Consider the following 16,394-nt stretch of genomic DNA (forward strand, 5'->3'; position numbering starts at 1 on the left):
GCGCCGCCAGACGTCAGCCGGTCAGCGGCGGGCGCCGGTCTCCCACGGTGCCATCCGTCCCGTCCTCCCGGACGACCTCGCCGTGGATGACCTCACCCTGGACCACCTTGCCGTCCGGGCGGTGCATCCTCGCCTGCTGGAAGGCGTCGCCCAGGGTGCCCGGGGTCGCTTCCCTCAGCTTGCGCTCGAAGGTGCGTTCCGCGTAGCGGCTGATCGCCTTCTGGAGCGGGGGGATCAGCAACAGCAGACCCAACGCGTCGGAGATCAGGCCGGGCAGCATGAGCAGCAGACCGCCGAGCATCAGCAGGCCGTTGCCCTCGCTGCCGCCGGGGCGGGTCGTGCTCGCCGACGGCGTGCCGCCCTGCTGCTGTTGCAGAGTCTCTGTGAGGTTCCTGAAGGCCCGGCGGCCCGCCCGCTTGATGACCACGGAGCCGAACACGAAACCGGCGACCAGGAGCAGGAAGACCGTGAAACCGCTCGCCGCGCCGGCGACCACGGTCAGCAGCCAGATCTCCAGCACCAGCCAGGCGGCGACGCCCAGCGGCAGGAACGTGCGCAGCCGGGAACGCCGCGGCTGGGCAGGGTACGTGGGGGTCGGTGCGCCAGTCGTCATACGTCCAGTGTGCCTGGGCCGGGCTCAGCACAGGATAAGAGGATGATCAACAGAGCCTGTGAGGTCGTACGAGCGCAACCGCGAAGGACCGCTACGACTTCCAGGTCCTGCCCCGGACCCGGTTCACTCGCTCCCCCACGCCCCAGGTCGTGACCCGCCACAGGGCCTCGACCAGGATGTCGCGGCTCATCTTGGAGTCGCCGTACTCGCGCTCGACGAAGGTGATGGGCACCTCGACCACGTGGTAGCCGGCCCTGATCGCGCGCCGGGCCAGGTCGACCTGGAAGCAGTAGCCCTGCGAGGCCACCTCGTCGAGGCCGAGGCCTTCGAGGGTCTCGCGGCGGAAGGCGCGGTAGCCGCCGGTGACATCCCGGATGGGTACGTCGAGCAGGACCCGGGAGTAGAGACTGCCACCGCGGGAGATGAACTCGCGGGACTTGGGCCAGTTGACCACCCGGCCGCCGGGCACCCAGCGGGAGCCGAGGACCAGGTCGGCACCTTTGAGGGCGGTCAGCAGGCGGGGCAGTTCCTCGGGCTGGTGGGAGCCGTCGGCGTCCATCTCGATCAGGACGCCGTAGCCGTTGTCCATGCCCCACTGGAAGCCGGCGAGGTATGCGGCGCCGAGGCCTTCCTTGCCCTTGCGGTGCAGCACCTGGACCTGGTCGTCCCCGGCGGCCAGTTCGTCGGCGAGCTTGCCGGTGCCGTCGGGGCTGTTGTCGTCCGCCACCAGAACGTGCGCGTCGGGGACAGCCTCGCGCACCCGGCCGACGATCTTCTTGATGTTCTCCGCCTCGTTGTAGGTCGGAATGATCACCAAAGCCGTGCCGAGCGGGCCGAACCGCCGCTCCTGGGCCTCTGCCGCGAGAGTCCCGTCGCCGTCGTTCACTACTGCCCCTTCGAGTCCGTACGCAGAGGTCCACCATAGTCGGCATGGCCTGCGCCGACGTGTCAGCACATGCCTACGGGGGTGTCTATTCGGCAAGAGCCGGGTAAGCGAGTCCGCTTCGTCACCTGTGCGCACTGCGGATCGGGGCCCGGCGCCCTTCGGGCCGACCTGGGACCCGCTGGCTGCGGGTCGACCGAAAGCCGTTGTCTACTGGACGTCCGGGCCCCACCCGGGTCACACCTTGCCGACCGGGTGGAACGTTCCGCCGCCGCGGCGCGGGCGCTGAGCCTGGCTGCCAGTGGTGGTGCGCCGGTGCGGCACACCATCCCTGACCCAGCGGCGCTGCGGCGACTGCTCGGAGGTTCCCCGGTCGGGCGTCCGGTGGTGGACCCGGCAGAACCTACCGGCCATCCGCCGTCGGCTGTCAACAGTTGCCTGAACTGCGGTTATTTCGACAACTGCCTGGTCAGGACCGTGGATACGCAGGTCGCGCGACGGCGTGTCGGCCACCCGTCCGTCCCGCGCCACCCCAGTAGATCACTCGCCCGGCCGTACGAACACGGTCCGGCCGCCCACCACTGTGCGCAGGCAGACGGGGAGGTCGGTGCCCGGGGTGAGATCGGGCAGGCCCGGGGTGCCGGAGCGGGGGTCGGTGGACCAGCGGGCGACCCGGTCGTCGGGGGCCTGGACCACCAGGGCTTCGGCGCGCCAGACGGCGTAGTCCGCGGGCGCGCCCGGCACCAGGACGCCGGCGTCGTCGCGCCCGACGGCACGCCAGCCGCCGCGGGTGTGGGCCGTGAAGGCCGCGCGGACCGAGATGCGGTGCTCCGGGGTGCGGTGGAAGGCGGCGGCGCGGACCGTGCCCCAGGGGTCGAGCGGGGTGACCGGGCTGTCCGAGCCGAGGGCGAGCGGGACACCGGCCTTCAGGAGGGCCGCGAAGGGGTTCAGGGTACGCGCGCGGGCCGCGCCCAGGCGCTGGGCGTACATGCCGTCCTCGCCGCCCCACAGTGCGTCGAAGGCGGGCTGCACGGACGCGGTGAGGCCCAGTTCGGCGAAGGCGGCGATGGTCTCGGGGGTGAGCATCTCGGCGTGTTCGACGCGGTGCCGGGCGGCGCGGACACGGGCCAGGCCGACCTTCTCGGCGGCGGCGCGCACGCCCTCGACCACGGAGGTCACAGCGGCGTCCCCGATGGCGTGGAAGCCCGCCTGAAGGCCTGCCTCGCTGCAGGCGACGACATGGGCGGCGACGGCCGCGGTGTCCAGGTAGGCGGTGCCCGTGCGACCCGCCTCGTCGCTGTACGGCTCGTGCAGACAGGCGGTGTGCGAGCCGAGGGCGCCGTCGACGAACAGGTCACCGGCGGCGCCGAGCGCGCCCAGTGCGCGGGCCCTCTCGACCCCCTCCTCGCCCTGCTGGGCCCAGTAGCCGACCACACGGGGGCCCGGTTCCTCCGCGGCGAGGCGGAGCAGCCCGGTGAAGTCGTCCTCCGAGGAGATCTCCGGCCCCGCGCACTCGTGTACGGAGCCGATGCCGAGCGAGGCGGCGCGCGCGAGGGCGGCCCGCTGCGCCTCGGTGCGCTGTGCCGGGGTGACCGCACCCAGGGCCGCGGCCCGGACGGCGTGGTGGGCGTCGCCGGTCAGCGGGGCGTCGGAGCGGCCGGTGTCGCCCCGTACCAGGTCGAGCAGTGCGGTCGTCACGACCGCCGAGTGGACGTCGATGCGGCTGAGGTACAGCGGTCGTCCCCCGGTGGCCTCGTCCAGTTCGGCGCGCGTCGGCGGGCGGCCGCCGGGCCAGCGGGCGGCGTCCCAGCCGTGACCCAGGAGCACCCGGTCGGCGGGACGGGCGGCGGCGAACGCGCGTACGAGGGTGAGGGCCGCGTCCAGCGAGGGGGCGTCGGACAGGTCGAGGCCGGTGAGCGCGAGCCCGGTGGCGGTGGTGTGCACATGTGCGTCGGTGAACGCCGGGGTGACGAGGGCGCCGTCGAGGTCGATCACCTCGTCCGCCGCGCCCGCGACGGCGTCTGCGGCGCCCTCCGAGCCGACCCAGGCGATATGGCCGCGCTCGACGAGCATCGCGGTCGCGAAGGGGTCGGCGGGGCTGTGGACTTCGCCGCCTCGCAGGAGGACGGTGTCGGGGGGTACCGGGCGTTCACTCATGGGGAACAGTTTCTCGTGAGCGCCCGGCGGACCCGCACCTGGGGCGTGTGCACCGGGGGTCGGGAGCTGTCGGCTGTGCCCGCTGATCAGATCTTCGGCGGGCGGGCCTCGTACGGCGTGGACAGGACCACCGTCGTACGGGTCGAGACGCCCGCGAGGGTGCGCACCCTGGCCAGCAGCTCCTCCAGCTCGTGGGGAGTGGCGACGCGGACCTTCAGGATGTAGTTCTCCTCGCCCGCCACGCTGTGGCACGCCTCGAGCTCCGGGACGTCCCGGAGGCGTTCCGCGATGTCGTCCGGGGCGCTGGGGTCGAAGGGTTTCACCGAGATGAAGGCCGTCAACGGCAGCCCCACCGCCTCCGGGTCGACGACCGCGGCATAGCCGCGGATGACGCCTCGCTGTTCCAGCCGGCGCACTCGCTGGTGCACGGCAGACGTGGACAGGCCCGTGGCCTTGCCCAGGTCGGTGTAACTCATCCGCCCGTCCTTGACGAGCAGCTGCACGATCTGTCGGTCCAGCTCCTCCATGGCGCAGAACCTACAGTGCGGTTGATCTCCTCCGATACCTGAGCGGTGCTGGTCATGCCCTGTTCGTGATGTGACACCGGTGCCCTGTGAGCCGGATGAGGGACAAAAGCATCGCCACGGGCACCTGCGGACGGCATGTGACGAACGCCACAGCCCTCGAACGTGCTCCGTGATGGTCTCGTGATTACCGCCGAGACCGGGCGGGAAGTGCTTGCTGTGGCCGAGGCCGCAGTTGCCTGGACGGCCCAGCCCGAGGGGGAGTAACCCATGCAGAGTCTTAAGCGCCCTGGTCGCACCGCGCCCAAGAGGCCCCAGTTGGTCGTCGAGCCCGAGCCGGACTACGTCGAACGCGACGCATCCGACGCACTGGACGGCGAGGAACTCGACGACTACGACACCTTCGAGATGTTCCGGGTGATCTGCCCGGACTGCACGCAGCCCATCGCGCTGCTCGCCGACGAGGAGATCCTGCCGGAGCACGCGCTGTGCGCGTCACCGTGGAACCCGTTCGGGCTCACGGTCTGCGCCGGTACGGGCCGCGCGGCGGCCGAAGCCCGGTCCGCGGACGAGTCCGCGGAGCCCCAGGAGCAGCACACCGCCCTGCTGTTGACGCTCCCTCAGGGGCTCGACTGGCGGACCCAGCCCTTCTCGCACGTCGGCGGCCCGGGCTCACGCCCGATGCGGGTCACCGAGCTGCGGCGTCACGCCGCCTGAGCGCATCCGCTCGCATCCGCCCGAACTCTCCTGACCGTCCGAGCACCATGGCTCGCAGGCCGCCGTGGCACGGGTCGGGTACGGGCGTGTGCCGTCGCGAACGCAGAGCCGAATCCGGGGCGCGGTGACCTGAACGACCGTCACCGCGTTGCCCTGGCATGACGACCCCCAGGTACGCGGCGCCGGGACGTTTGCGCCAGTTCTACGACTCCGGCGCCGGAGAATCGGTTCCGCAGAGCTCGCTGAACCAGAGTCGGCCGAACCAGGGCCGACCGAACCCACCGACCCCGCCCGACCCGCCCATCTACCGTGTCCTGCTGCGCACTTGGGCCGACGGTGGCCGCACCCTGCCGGGGCGCTACGACCCGGAGTGGGTCCGGCTCGCGGCGCCGCCGGTCGGGCTCGGGATCGTGATCGACCCGTTCAGCGCGTCTCCGGGCCCGCCACATGACGGGCGATGACCATCCGCTGGATCTGGTTGGTGCCCTCGACGATCTGCAGGACCTTGGCCTCGCGCATGTAGCGCTCGACCGGGAAGTCCGCGGTGTAGCCGTAGCCGCCGAGCACCTGGACGGCGTCCGTCGTGACCTTCATCGCGGCGTCGGTGCACAGGAGCTTGGCCATCGCGGCCTGCTTGGCGAAGGGCCGCCCGGTGTCACGCAGCCGTGCCGCCGCGAGGTACAGCGCCCGGCCCGCCTCGATCTGGGTGGCCATGTCGGCGAGCATGAAGCGCAGCCCCTGGAAGTCGGAGATCGGCCGCCCGAACTGCCGGCGCCCGGTCGCGTAGGCCACCGCCTCGTCAAGTGCCGCCTGGGCCAGGCCGATCGCGCAGGCCGCGATGCCGAGGCGCCCGGAGTCGAGCGCGGCCAGGGCGATCGCGAAACCCTGTCCCTCCTCGCCGACGCGCCGGCTTCCGTCGAGCCGGACCCCGTCGAAGTTGATCTGCGCGGTGGGCGAGCCCTTGAGGCCCATCTTCCGTTCCGGCGCCGCGGCGCTCAGCCCCTCCGCGTCGGCGGGGGCCAGGAACGCGGTGATTCCCCGCGGGCCCTCCTCGCCGGTGCGTGCCATGACCGTGTAGAAGTCTGCGACGCCGCCGTGGGTGATCCAGGCCTTGGTACCGGTGAGAACCCAGTCCCCGCCCTCCCGGACCGCCTTCGTGCTCAGGGAGGCGGCGTCGGAGCCGGACGCGGGCTCGGAGAGGCAGTACGCGCCGAGGAGGCCGCCGCCGAGCATCGCGGGCAGGTGCTCGGCCTGTTGTTCCTTGGTGCCGTAGTTCGCGAGTGCGTGGCAGGACAACGTGTGCACGCTGACGCCGAGCCCGACGGTGAGGCGGGCCGCAGCGAGCTCTTCGACGACCTGGAGATAGACCTCGTAGGGCTGGTCGCCGCCGCCGTGTTCGGAGGCGTACGGAAGGCCGAGCAGCCCCGACTCCGAGAGCAGGGCGAAGACTTCGCGCGGGAAGCGGCCGGCTTCCTCCTCCTCGGCGGCCTTCGGGACGATCTCGCGCCCGGTGATGTCACGGACGAGCGAGATCAGGTCCCGGGCCTCGTCCGTGGGCAGTTGACGGTCCACCGGCTGCGGGGCGTGGTCGGGCATGTCGACGCTCTCCTCCCTGTCGGGCGCTACGGCACACGCGCGCCGAGTTGGGGGGCGTCCGCCGGTCTCACTGGTCACGGCCGATGCTGGCCCTTCCGGGTCGCGGAAGTGGTCGGCGTACGGCTGTGGAGCTGCGAGTATGCCCGATCGGCGGCACGGCGTCACCGGTTAACGAGCGTTTATTCGATCACATCCCGGCACACGGACCTCGACCCGGAATTGGTCCGAACCATTGACCGCACTGGTCTAGTCCACTTACTGTGCCCGCAGTTCCCGGCACCACCTCCCCCGTGCTCCCCTCCCTTCCGAGGAGACAGCTCCATGCACCGACCGCATCTCCCCCGCGTCCGCTTCAAGACGCTTGTGTCCGCCGCCTGTTGTGCCGTTCTCGGCGCCGGGTTGCTGGCCGGCGCGGGCACCGCGACCGCCGCCCAGACAGCCTCGAAGGCCGCCGTGAAGCCCGTCCCGAAGGCCGCCGGCTCCAAGATCGTCGGTTACTTCACCGAATGGGGCACTTACGACCGCAAGTACTACGTCAAGAACATCGAGACCTCCGGTTCGGCCGCCCGGCTGACCCACATCAACTACGCCTTCGGCAACGTCACCGGCGGCAAGTGCGCGATGGGCGACGCCGATGCGGCGACCGGCCGCGCGTACACGGCCGCCGAGTCGGTGGACGGGGTCGCCGACACCGCGAGCCAGCCGCTGCGGGGCAACTTCAACCAGCTGCGCGAGCTGAAGAAGAAGCACCCGAAGCTCAAGGTCCTCTGGTCGTTCGGTGGTTGGACCTGGTCGAGCGGATTCGGCGAGGCCGCGCAGAACCCGGCCGCGTTCGCCAAGTCCTGCTACGACCTGGTGGAGAACTCCCGGTGGGCCGATGTGTTCGACGGTATCGACATCGACTGGGAGTACCCCAACGCCTGCGGCAACACCTGTGACACCAGCGGCAGGGCGGCCTTCAAGAACGTGATGGCGGCGCTGCGGGCGAAGTTCGGCTCCGGCAACCTGGTCACGGCGGCGATCACCGCCGACGCCACCGCCGGCGGCAAGATCGACGCGGCGGACTACGGGGGCGCGGCCAGGTACGTCGACTGGTACAACCCGATGACGTACGACTACTTCGGCGCCTGGGCGGCGACCGGGCCGACGGCACCGCACTCGGCGCTGAACTCGTACCCGGGCATCCCCCAGGCCGGCTACCACACCTCGGCGACCATCGCGAAGCTCAGGAGCCTCGGTGTGCCGGCCTCCAAGCTGTTGCTGGGTATCGGCTTCTACGGGCGTGGCTGGACCGGCGTCACGCAGTCGGCGCCCGGCGGCACGGCGACCGGCCCGGCCGCGGGTACGTACGAGGCGGGCTTCGAGGACTACAAGGTGCTGAAGGCCAAGTGCCCCGCGACCGGTACCGTCGGCGGGACGGCGTACGCCAAGTGCGGGAGCGACTGGTGGAGTTACGACACCCCGGCGACCATCGGCACGAAGATGGCGTACAAGAACCAGCAGGGCCTGGGCGGCACGTTCTTCTGGGAGCTGAGCGGCGACACCTCGAACGGTGAGCTGATCAGGGCGATCAAGTAAGGCGCACCCGGAAGGCGGTCGGGGTGAGGGCCACGAGCCTTCGCCCCGACCGCCGTCAGTTGTCCCGGCGGGCCGGCTCCGGTGTCACGTACGTCGGGTCGAGTTCCTCGATGGCGCGCATGGCGCCGCCCAGCATCTTCACGAGGAGTTCGCGCATGATGTCGCGGGAGAGTTCCGGCCGGTCGATCCAGTCGAGGGTGGCGCCCTCCACGCTGCACACCCAGCCGAACAGGCCCATGCGGGCCAGCGGTGCGATGTCCTGTCTGCCGTACGCGCCTTCGGCGATGGTCGCGACGATCGCCTCGCGCACCCCGTCCCGGATGGCGTGCACCTCGGCGTCGAAGCCGACGCCGCCGCTGACGATCGTGCGGTAGGCGGCCTGGTTGTGCTCGGCGAATCGCAGGTAGCAGTCGATCGTGCGGTGCACGCGGTCCACTGGGGCGTGATCGAGGCCGCTGGACGCGAAGGTGACCAGGTCGGCGACCGAGTCCTCGACGATGGCGAGGTAGTAGCCGCGCTTGGACTGGAAGTAGTAGTAGATCAGTCCCTTGGCGACCTGCGCCTGACGGGCGATGTCGTCCATCGACAGCGCGTCGTACGACCTGTCGGCGAACAGCTTCCGTCCGATGGTGATGAGTTCGGCGCGACGCGCTTGGGAGCGGTCTGTGCCGCGGGCCCTCGGACGCTCGGCGGCGGACTGACGACTACTGTTCAATTCGGGGCCCTGGTCTCCGACTGCGGGCGGGACATCCGAAGTATGGCAGACCCGAGCCACCTGCACGTTCGACTCCGATCGACGGAGCGAGCGCCTCGTGTGCGGCGGATCGCGCCGGTCAGATCAGGCCGAGCTGGGCGACGAACATGGCGAGCACGACCACGAACGTCCAGCCCATGACGTGCTCGAAGATCTTCGGACCGTCTTCTCGGGGACCGCCGGTACGGGTGCGGGCGGGGGCTGCGGCAGTGGTCGCGGTCATGGCATCTCGCTGAGGTCGGTGTGCGATGGACTCCCCCCATCGTTGTCTCCACCTTGCCATTCATCGGGGCTTTCACGCCGGAGACGTTGGTCACATCCGGTCGGAAAACGGACAGCCCCCGGTCTCCCGGGGGCCGCCGCACGCCGTCACACCCTCTTCCCGGCTCAGCGCACGCCCACCGCCGCGAGCGCGGCGAGCTGGGCGGCGGTCGGCCTCGCCGGGAAGTACAGGTAGCAGACGCCGCCGGTGCCGGACACGACCTTGCCGGTGGCGTTGTACCGCTTGGTCCGCAGCCAGATGTTCTCGAACTCGCGCCGGGCGTAGACCCGGCGCACCGCCTGGTCGGTCGCCGAGAACGGGTCGTTGGCGATCACGTCGCCGTCGGCGGTGAAGCCGATGACGGTCATCAGATGGCCGGGGGTGCCGTAACCCGCCCCCGTCAGCTCGGCCTTGAGGAACGACTGGGACGTTATGGCCGGGATACCGGCCGCGATCAGCGTCTGCAGGTCGGTGAGCGAGCCGAGCCGGGTGACCACGCCCTGGAGGTCCTTGTAGGTCGCCGCGTAGGCCGCGTTGAAGGGCCAGTTGCCGCAGCCGCCGTACTGGAAGTCGTACGTGAACCGGGCCGCGTGGCACACCTGCGGGTCGGCGTAGGCCGGGTCGACCCAGGCCAGTTGTGCCGCCGTGGGTTTCCGGCCCCAGTACTCGATGATCATCTGCGAGGAGGTGGGGCTGCACCAGGCCTCGCCGCCGTTGTCGTACTCGGGGTACTGGCCGCTGTGGATCTCCTGCGAGTAGCGCGGGACGATCAGTTCCCGGGCCGGGCCGGGCGCCGAGGCGGGGACCGTGAAGCGGTCCGGGACGTCGGACCCCATCGCGCCCAGCCGCCAGACCGTGGGTGTGACGGTGGTGCCGGGCTTGCGGTACAGAGTGAGCCGCAGCCGGTACGAGACCAGCCGCAGGCCCGTGGCCGGATCGTCGATGGCGAAGGTGTCGGTCCAGACCGTGCTCTTGTCGTCGGTCTGGTCGTCTACGGAGGTCCGCTTGATGTCCTGGTCGCCGGAGGCCCAACGGCCCATCACGTACCAGGGGGTGGCGGTGCCGTCGGAGTACGTCCCGGCCAGTTCTACCTGGATCCAGGTGCCGGCCGGGGTACGCGCGTTCCAGGACGCGATGACCTCGGTGGCCGGCACGGTGAGCCGGTGCACGAGGGACGTCCAGCTCGCGTACTCCCAGGCCGCTGTCGTACCGGTGTGCGGATCGGCGTAGTCGACCGTGCCGGCCGGAGCGCCGATCGCGACCCCGGGCCGCGCGCCGTCCACGGCCCGGGCCCCCTTGGCCGTGCCGCCGGCGCACCAGTCCGCGTACGAGGTCCAGGCACGGTTGTCGACGACGCGGGCGGAGTCGGCCTCGGACTCGTGGCCGGTCGCGGCAGGAGTGTCGGCGGCAGCCGGACCGGCGCTGCCCGCGACGGCGGCGGCGACCGCCGCGGCGAGGACGGTTCTGCGGGACGGCTGCTCTTCGGCTCTGCTCATGGGCGGGTGACCCCCAGGTGGCATAGACGGGCGGGACAGTGCACGGATGTGCGCCCACTATGACCGCCGATGACCTGCTCCTGCCAGCACTTCGGGCCGTGCCGCGCATAGGAATATTGGTCTCGACCATTGGTGCGACCCGGGGTGCGAGGGGTGGCGGGCCTCGGCCGGTCCCTAGAATGATCCCCGGCAATATGTCCGAATCCCATCGCTCCCAGGAACCCGCCATCGACGATCTCGCCCGCACCCTGCGCGGACTGCCGCCCTCCTGCGGCCCGGTCCGGCTGATCGCCGTCGACGGCCACGCGGGCTCCGGGAAGACCACGTTCACCGGACGGCTGGCCGCCGCTCTCGGCGGGGCGCCCGTGCTGCACCTGGACGACATCGCCACCCACGACGAGCTGTTCGAGTGGACGGGTCGCCTGGCCGACCAGGTGATCGAGCCACTACGGCGGGGCGAGAGCGCCTCCTACGCCCCCTACGACTGGACTTCCCGGCGCTTCGGGCCGCCCCGGACGCTGCGGGCCGCGCCCGTGGTGCTGGTGGAGGGGGTCGGGGCCGGGCGGCGGGCGGTACGGCCGTTCCTGGCGCGGCTGCTGTGGATGGAACTCCCGGGCGAGGACGCCTGGGCGCGCGGCAGGTCGCGGGACGGGGCGGAGCAGAGCGAGTTCTGGGCCGAGTGGGTCGGCGCGGAACGGCGGCACTTCGCCGCGGACCCCTCGCGTCCGTTCGCCGACCTGCTGGTACGCCAGTGCGGCGAGGGGTACGAGGTGCTCCCGGGGCCTGCCGGGACCGTTGGATCAGACCAGGATCTCACTCACCGTGACGGGCCATCCGCTATGTGCTGAACTTGTGAAGGCCCCTGCCGTGCAAGTTGTCCGAGTGCCTCAACTCGGCTTGACCGGTGGGCCGTACAGGACTTACGTTCTCAATGCGCGGCCCTTTGTGAGCCGCCCGCAGTCGCGAAGCCCCCGGTTGTTCCCCCGTGATCGGGGGCTTCGTTCTGCCCTCGGCCCGTTTTTCGGCCGCCCCGCGGCTCGATGTGTTCACCCTCGGTGACCGCGCCGCGTGCGCCCCATCTGCTCCCACCTCGTAAAACGGCCTGTGCGGCACCCTGCTGCGGGCACGTGCGGCGCAGGTACGATGCCCTCGGTGCGACTCGGACGGCTGCTCTGCGCACCGTTGCAACTCCCGTCCGCGGCACAGCGGTTCGACCAAGCTGCCGACGGGCACCGGCCTGTCGGGAGAGGCAATCGGGGGCACGGTTCGTGGGGGACGTGATGGACTTCGGCACGCAGGGCCCCGAGGCCCCGGCCGACCTCGCCTGGCTGCGAGGTGTGGACGCCTACACGATGGGCGCCTATCCGCAGGCGGAGGAGGAGTTCCGCACCGCGGTGCGGATGGATCCCGGGATGGCCGACGGCTGGCTCGGACTGCATGCGCTGCGCGTCGACACGACGACCGCGCTGCTGCGGATGTTCCGGCACCGGGAGCGCTTCGGGGAGCAGCGCTCACGCCATCGCCGGACCCTCAACTCCTGGTACTGGCTGGGCTGGTGGGTGCAGCCCGTCCTCGAGAGCCCGCGCGATCTGCTCCTCGCGCACGCCTCGCACTGGCTGGACGGCCGCCATGTGCCGGAGCTGGACCGGGCGTTGGCGGGTCTGCCACCGGTGGACACCGACCCACAGGTCCGTTTCCTGCACGCCTGCCGCGCCTACCTCGTCAAGGACTGGGAGCAACTGGTCCGGCACACCGACCCGTTGATCAACGACGCGATGCTGGGCATCGAGGCGGGCCTGTTCGGCGGGATGGCCCGGGTGCGCCTGGAGATGTACGGGCAGGCGGAGCCGCTGCTGTCGGCGGCGCTGATGCGCTGTCGCAGCGAGCAGCCGCAGCGCAAGGAGCTGCGGTACTGGCTGGCGCGGGCCCACGAGGGCACGGGCCGCTCGGCGGCGGCCCTCCCCCTTTACCGGGCCGTGCACCGCGTGGACGCCGCCTTCATGGACACCTCGGCCCGGCTCGCCGCGATCTCCGAGGGCGACGGGTACGACGAGGCGGTCGACCTCGCGGGGATCACGCTCACCGGGATCGGGCAGGAGCTGCTGGAGAGCCCGGACGGCATCGATCCCCTGTTCGGCGGCGAGGGCCGAGACCTGAAGCTCTCGGAGCCCGAACTCCCGCCGCCCGGCGGCCCGGTGCCGTCCGCGACCGACCCGGTGCGCGAGAAGGCCGCCCTCCCGGTTCAGCCGCTGCCGACCGGTCCGACGGACCCGGCCCTCCTCGATGAGGCGCTGGCCCAGCTGGAGTGCATGGTGGGCCTGGAACCGGTGAAGCGGCAGGTGAAGGCGCTCTCCGCCCAGTTGAACATGGCACGGCTGCGGGCGGGACAGGGACTGCCGGTACAGCCGCCGAAGCGGCACTTCGTCTTCTCGGGCCCCTCCGGCACCGGCAAGACGACGGTGGCGCGGATCCTGGGCCGGGTCTTCTACGCGCTGGGTCTGCTCGGCGGCGACCATCTGGTGGAGGCGCAGCGGGCCGACCTGGTCGGCGAGTATCTCGGCCAGACCGCGGTGAAGGCCAACGAGCTGATCGACTCCGCGATCGGCGGCGTCCTCTTCGTCGACGAGGCGTACTCACTCTCCAACTCCGGGTACGGCAAGGGCGACGCGTACGGCGACGAGGCCCTGCAGGTGCTGCTGAAGCGGGCCGAGGACAACCGGGACCACCTGGTGGTGATCCTGGCCGGCTATCCGGAGGGCATGGACCGGCTGCTGGCCGCCAACCCGGGGCTGTCGTCCCGCTTCACGACCCGCGTCGACTTCCCCTCGTACCGTCCGCTCGAACTCACCTCCATCGGCGAGGTGCTGGCCGCCGAGAACGGCGACGTGTGGGACGAGGAGGCGCTGGACGAGCTGCGCTCGATCGCCGGACACGTGGTCGACCAGGGGTGGATCGACGAGCTGGGCAACGGGCGGTTTCTGCGGACCCTGTACGAGAAGAGCTGTGCGTACCGGGATCTGCGGCTGTCGGTGTACCCGGGGACACTGACCCGGGACGACTTGTCGACTCTGCGACTGCCGGACCTCATGCAGGCGTACGGGGAGGTCCTGTCGGGGCGGGGACCGCAGGATCCGTCGGCCCTCTGACGAGTACCGGGCGCCTTGAGAAGGGCGCCCGGCACTGGTTCTGGAGGGCTGGTCGCGCCGCCGGCGGCCCGGCTCGTCGCCCGCGGCCGTATGAACCGCACCTCCAGCGGACTGCCTAGCTCGCCAGCGCCTCCTTCTGCGCCGCCGACCTGGGTTCGGTCACCTTCGGTGCCGGCGGGGTCTGGCGGTGGGCCGGGTCCCGTACCTCGCCGACCAGGAGTTCCAGGACGTCCTCCATGGCGACCAGGCCGATCACCCGGCCCGAACCGTCCGCGACCTGGGCGAGGTGGGTCGCCGCCCGGCGCATCACCGTCAGCGCGTCGTCCAGCGGGAGTTCGGATCGCAGCGTCGTCATGGCACGCCAGATGTGCTGCGGCACCGCCCGTTCCGAGTCCTCCAGGTCCAGTACGTCCTTCACGTGCAGGTAGCCCATGAAGGCGCCGTTGTCCGCCACCACCGGGAAGCGGGAGTAGCCGGTGCGGGCGGTGAGGGCGACGACCTGGCCCCCGGTGACCGACGGGCCCACCGTCACCAGGGACTCCCGGTCGAGAAGGACGTCGGTGACCGGGCGGGAGCCCAGTTCCAGCGCGTCCTCCAGGCGTTCCTGCTCACCGGGGTCGAGCAGCCCGGCCTGGCCGGCGTCCTCCACCAGCCGGTTGAGCTGCTCGCTGGTGAAGACCGCCTCGACCTCGTCCTTGGGCTCGACGCGGAAGAGCTTCAGCACGAGCCGGGCGCAGGCGCCCAGGCCCACCGTGACCGGCCCGCACACCCGGGCGAAGGCGACCAGGCCCGGGCTCAGCCACAGCGCGGTCTTCTCGGGTGCCGCCATCGCCAGGTTCTTCGGGAGCATCTCCCCGACGACCAGGTGGAGGAAGACCACGAGCGCGAGCGCGATGACGTAACCCAGCGGGTGGATCATGCCCTCGGGCAGGTGGACCGTCTCGAAGACCGGTTCCAGCAGGTGGGCCACGGTCGGTTCGGCGACCGCGCCCAGGGTCAGGGAGCAGACGGTGATGCCGAACTGGGCGGCGGCCATCATCTGCGGCAGCCGCTCCAGGCCGTACAGCACCTGGCGGGCCCGTGCCGTGTCCAGCGGTTCGATCTGGCTTCGGCGGACGGAGACGAGGGCGAACTCGGCGCCCACGAAGAAGCCGTTGGCGAGCACGAGGAGGAGGGCGAAGAGGAGTTGGAGAACGCTCATCGGGCTGCCTCCACCGCGAGATCCGCCGTCTTCTTGCCGTTCAGGTTGTCCGTGCCGTCCGTGCTGTCCGGGGTGCTGGTCAGACGTACCCGCTCGGCCCGGTAGTGGCCGACCTGGCGGACCGACAGGCGCCAGCCCGGCAGTTCCACCCTGTCGCCGGGGACCGGGATCCGGCCCAACAGGTCGGCGACGAGGCCGGCGACCGTCTCGTACGGGCCCTCGGGCACGTCGAGGCCTATGCGCTGGAGGATGTCGACACGGCAGCTGCCGTCGGCGTCCCAGGCGGGGCGGCCGTCCTCGGGCGGGGCGGCGGCGAGTTCGGTCGGTTCGTTGAGCACGTCGTCGTGCTCGTCGTGGACCTCGCCGACGAGTTCCTCGACGATGTCCTCCAGGGTGACGACGCCCGCCGTGCCGCCGTACTCGTCGACGACGACGGCGATGGGCTGCTGGCTGCGCAGCAGTTCGAGCAGCGGCTGCACAGGGAGCGTCTCGGGGACCAGCAGCGGCGACTTGGCGATCCGGCCGACGGGTGTACGCAGCCGGTCCCCGGCGGGCACCGCGAGGGCGTCCTTGAGGTGGACCATGCCGACGATCTCGTCGATCCGCTCCCGGTAGACGGGGAAGCGGGACAGGCCGGTGGCCCGGGTCAGGTTGACGACGTCCTCGGCGGTGGCCGACGACTGCAGCGAGCTGACCCGCACGCGCGGGGTCATCACGTGCTGCGCGGTCAGCTCGCCCAGCGACAGCGTCCGTACGAAGAGGTCCGCGGTGTCCTGTTCCAGCGTGCCGGCCTGGGCCGAGTGTCGGGCCAGCGAGACCAGCTCGCCGGGGGTGCGGGCCGAGGCCAGTTCCGCGGTGGGTTCGACGCCCAGGCCGCGGACCAGCCGGTTGGCCACCGCGTTGAGCCCGGCGATCACCGGGCGGAAGAGGCGGGAGAAGGCGTGCTGCGGGCCGGCCACGAACCGGGCGACCTGCAACGGCCTGGAGACCGCCCAGTTCTTGGGCACGAGTTCGCCGATCACCATCTGCACGGCGGCCGCCAGCAGCATGCCGACGACCACGGCGACACCGGACGCGGCGCCTTCGGGGATGCCGATCGCGGTGAACGGGCCGTGCAGCAGCTCCGCGAGCGCCGGCTCGGCGAGCATGCCGACGACCAGGGAGGTGATGGTGATGCCGAGCTGGGTGCCGGAGAGCTGGAAGGACAGCTCCTTGAGGGACTCGACGACCGTACGGGCCCGTCGGTCGCCCTCGGCGGCGGCCTTCTCGGCGTCCGGCCGCTCGACCGTGACGAGGCCGAACTCGGCCGCGACGAAGAAGCCGTTGGCCAGGATCAGCAGGAATGCGGCTCCGAGGAGCAGCAAGGGGGTGGTCATGATGCCGCCGCCTCGATATGTCGGGAGGGGGCGGCGCAGGTACTACAGGACGATCCGTCCATCGCTGGAGGGAGTCACTCCTCGGGTAGCA

At 71.2% G+C, this 16,394-nt stretch carries 15 protein-coding genes; 5 read left to right on the plus strand and 10 right to left on the minus strand.

Going from position 1 to position 16,394, the window contains the following annotated elements:
* Window positions 1–13 precede the first annotated feature (13 nt).
* The 4 genes from fxsA to STRTUCAR8_RS04705 all read right to left on the minus strand — a co-directional run bounded on the left by fxsA (window position 14) and on the right by STRTUCAR8_RS04705 (window position 4,180).
* Window positions 14–613: an FxsA family membrane protein gene (fxsA, locus tag STRTUCAR8_RS04690; protein ID WP_006374296.1), complete on the minus strand. Its 600-nt coding sequence runs from the start codon at window positions 611–613 to the stop codon at window positions 14–16.
* Window positions 614–704: 91 nt separating this feature from the next.
* Entirely contained in the window at window positions 705–1,499 is a 795-nt protein-coding gene (locus STRTUCAR8_RS04695; protein ID WP_006374298.1) for a polyprenol monophosphomannose synthase, read from the minus strand.
* Between the two features lie 537 nt (window positions 1,500–2,036).
* Window positions 2,037–3,653, minus strand: coding sequence for an amidohydrolase (locus tag STRTUCAR8_RS04700; protein ID WP_006374302.1), 1,617 nt, complete (start codon window positions 3,651–3,653; stop codon window positions 2,037–2,039).
* Window positions 3,654–3,739: 86 nt separating this feature from the next.
* Complete coding sequence (locus STRTUCAR8_RS04705) at window positions 3,740–4,180, minus strand: Lrp/AsnC family transcriptional regulator (protein WP_006374301.1); 441 nt, start codon at window positions 4,178–4,180, stop codon at window positions 3,740–3,742.
* Window positions 4,181–4,447: 267 nt separating this feature from the next.
* Between STRTUCAR8_RS04705 and STRTUCAR8_RS04710 the strand changes: the two genes are divergently transcribed.
* Window positions 4,448–4,894 carry a hypothetical protein gene (locus tag STRTUCAR8_RS04710; RefSeq protein WP_044471636.1) on the plus strand — a complete coding sequence of 149 codons (447 nt, stop codon included), beginning with the start codon at window positions 4,448–4,450 and terminating at the stop codon, window positions 4,892–4,894.
* A gap of 158 nt (window positions 4,895–5,052) precedes the next feature.
* The gene (locus tag STRTUCAR8_RS04715) at window positions 5,053–5,355 is read left to right on the plus strand and encodes a hypothetical protein (protein ID WP_234372737.1); all 303 of its coding nucleotides are present in this window, start codon (window positions 5,053–5,055) and stop codon (window positions 5,353–5,355) included.
* On the opposite strand, the gene STRTUCAR8_RS04720 is transcribed toward STRTUCAR8_RS04715, so the two are convergent.
* Entirely contained in the window at window positions 5,318–6,490 is a 1,173-nt protein-coding gene (locus tag STRTUCAR8_RS04720) for an acyl-CoA dehydrogenase family protein (protein WP_006374300.1), read from the minus strand. The two genes, STRTUCAR8_RS04715 and STRTUCAR8_RS04720, sit on opposite strands and share 38 nt — an antisense overlap.
* A gap of 321 nt (window positions 6,491–6,811) precedes the next feature.
* Between STRTUCAR8_RS04720 and STRTUCAR8_RS04725 the strand changes: the two genes are divergently transcribed.
* Window positions 6,812–8,068: a glycoside hydrolase family 18 protein gene (locus tag STRTUCAR8_RS04725; RefSeq protein ID WP_006374294.1), complete on the plus strand. Its 1,257-nt coding sequence runs from the start codon at window positions 6,812–6,814 to the stop codon at window positions 8,066–8,068.
* Between the two features lie 55 nt (window positions 8,069–8,123).
* On the opposite strand, the gene STRTUCAR8_RS04730 is transcribed toward STRTUCAR8_RS04725, so the two are convergent.
* The 3 genes from STRTUCAR8_RS04730 to STRTUCAR8_RS04735 form a co-directional block, all read right to left on the minus strand.
* Entirely contained in the window at window positions 8,124–8,783 is a 660-nt protein-coding gene (locus tag STRTUCAR8_RS04730; protein WP_006374304.1) for a TetR/AcrR family transcriptional regulator, read from the minus strand.
* A 118-nt stretch (window positions 8,784–8,901) separates the two neighbouring features.
* Window positions 8,902–9,045 carry an SCO1431 family membrane protein gene (locus STRTUCAR8_RS52145; protein WP_006374293.1) on the minus strand — a complete coding sequence of 48 codons (144 nt, stop codon included), beginning with the start codon at window positions 9,043–9,045 and terminating at the stop codon, window positions 8,902–8,904.
* A 164-nt stretch (window positions 9,046–9,209) separates the two neighbouring features.
* A complete protein-coding gene (locus tag STRTUCAR8_RS04735) occupies window positions 9,210–10,580 on the minus strand; it encodes a peptidase C39 family protein (protein ID WP_006374291.1) in 1,371 nt (456 codons plus the stop codon).
* Between the two features lie 194 nt (window positions 10,581–10,774).
* Here STRTUCAR8_RS04735 and STRTUCAR8_RS04740 point away from each other — a divergent pair, with 194 nt between their 5' ends.
* Together STRTUCAR8_RS04740 and STRTUCAR8_RS04745 are read left to right on the plus strand one after the other, a co-directional pair.
* On the plus strand, window positions 10,775–11,428 hold the full coding sequence (locus tag STRTUCAR8_RS04740) for a uridine kinase family protein (protein WP_006374287.1): 654 nt from the start codon (window positions 10,775–10,777) through the stop codon (window positions 11,426–11,428).
* A 432-nt stretch (window positions 11,429–11,860) separates the two neighbouring features.
* Window positions 11,861–13,726 carry an AAA family ATPase gene (locus tag STRTUCAR8_RS04745; protein WP_006374286.1) on the plus strand — a complete coding sequence of 622 codons (1,866 nt, stop codon included), beginning with the start codon at window positions 11,861–11,863 and terminating at the stop codon, window positions 13,724–13,726.
* Window positions 13,727–13,841: 115 nt separating this feature from the next.
* Here the strand turns inward: STRTUCAR8_RS04745 and STRTUCAR8_RS04750 are convergent, their stop codons facing one another.
* Window positions 13,842–14,927 carry a hemolysin family protein gene (locus tag STRTUCAR8_RS04750; RefSeq protein ID WP_006374303.1) on the minus strand — a complete coding sequence of 362 codons (1,086 nt, stop codon included), beginning with the start codon at window positions 14,925–14,927 and terminating at the stop codon, window positions 13,842–13,844.
* Entirely contained in the window at window positions 14,924–16,303 is a 1,380-nt protein-coding gene (locus STRTUCAR8_RS04755) for a hemolysin family protein (RefSeq protein WP_006374299.1), read from the minus strand. The genes STRTUCAR8_RS04750 and STRTUCAR8_RS04755 overlap by 4 nt, the downstream gene beginning before the upstream one ends.
* Window positions 16,304–16,394: the final 91 nt, after the last annotated feature.

Origin of the sequence: Streptomyces turgidiscabies Car8, from assembly GCF_000331005.1 — a bacterium.
In the GTDB taxonomy this organism is placed as follows: domain Bacteria; phylum Actinomycetota; class Actinomycetes; order Streptomycetales; family Streptomycetaceae; genus Streptomyces; species Streptomyces turgidiscabies.

What these genes read in the sequence shown, in the direction of transcription:
- STRTUCAR8_RS04700 (WP_006374302.1), bottom strand. Translation starts at nt 3,653, where the DNA reads ATGAGTGAACGCCCGGTACCCCCCGACACCGTCCTCCTGCGAGGCGGC.
- STRTUCAR8_RS04720 (WP_006374300.1), bottom strand. Translation starts at nt 6,490, where the DNA reads ATGCCCGACCACGCCCCGCAGCCGGTGGACCGTCAACTGCCCACGGAC.
- STRTUCAR8_RS04745 (WP_006374286.1), top strand. Translation starts at nt 11,861, where the DNA reads ATGGACTTCGGCACGCAGGGCCCCGAGGCCCCGGCCGACCTCGCCTGG.
- STRTUCAR8_RS04705 (WP_006374301.1), bottom strand. Translation starts at nt 4,180, where the DNA reads ATGGAGGAGCTGGACCGACAGATCGTGCAGCTGCTCGTCAAGGACGGG.
- STRTUCAR8_RS04715 (WP_234372737.1), top strand. Translation starts at nt 5,053, where the DNA reads ATGACGACCCCCAGGTACGCGGCGCCGGGACGTTTGCGCCAGTTCTAC.
- STRTUCAR8_RS04755 (WP_006374299.1), bottom strand. Translation starts at nt 16,303, where the DNA reads ATGACCACCCCCTTGCTGCTCCTCGGAGCCGCATTCCTGCTGATCCTG.
- fxsA (WP_006374296.1), bottom strand. Translation starts at nt 613, where the DNA reads ATGACGACTGGCGCACCGACCCCCACGTACCCTGCCCAGCCGCGGCGT.
- STRTUCAR8_RS04710 (WP_044471636.1), top strand. Translation starts at nt 4,448, where the DNA reads ATGCAGAGTCTTAAGCGCCCTGGTCGCACCGCGCCCAAGAGGCCCCAG.
- STRTUCAR8_RS04750 (WP_006374303.1), bottom strand. Translation starts at nt 14,927, where the DNA reads ATGAGCGTTCTCCAACTCCTCTTCGCCCTCCTCCTCGTGCTCGCCAAC.
- STRTUCAR8_RS04740 (WP_006374287.1), top strand. Translation starts at nt 10,775, where the DNA reads ATGTCCGAATCCCATCGCTCCCAGGAACCCGCCATCGACGATCTCGCC.
- STRTUCAR8_RS52145 (WP_006374293.1), bottom strand. Translation starts at nt 9,045, where the DNA reads ATGACCGCGACCACTGCCGCAGCCCCCGCCCGCACCCGTACCGGCGGT.
- STRTUCAR8_RS04725 (WP_006374294.1), top strand. Translation starts at nt 6,812, where the DNA reads ATGCACCGACCGCATCTCCCCCGCGTCCGCTTCAAGACGCTTGTGTCC.
- STRTUCAR8_RS04735 (WP_006374291.1), bottom strand. Translation starts at nt 10,580, where the DNA reads ATGAGCAGAGCCGAAGAGCAGCCGTCCCGCAGAACCGTCCTCGCCGCG.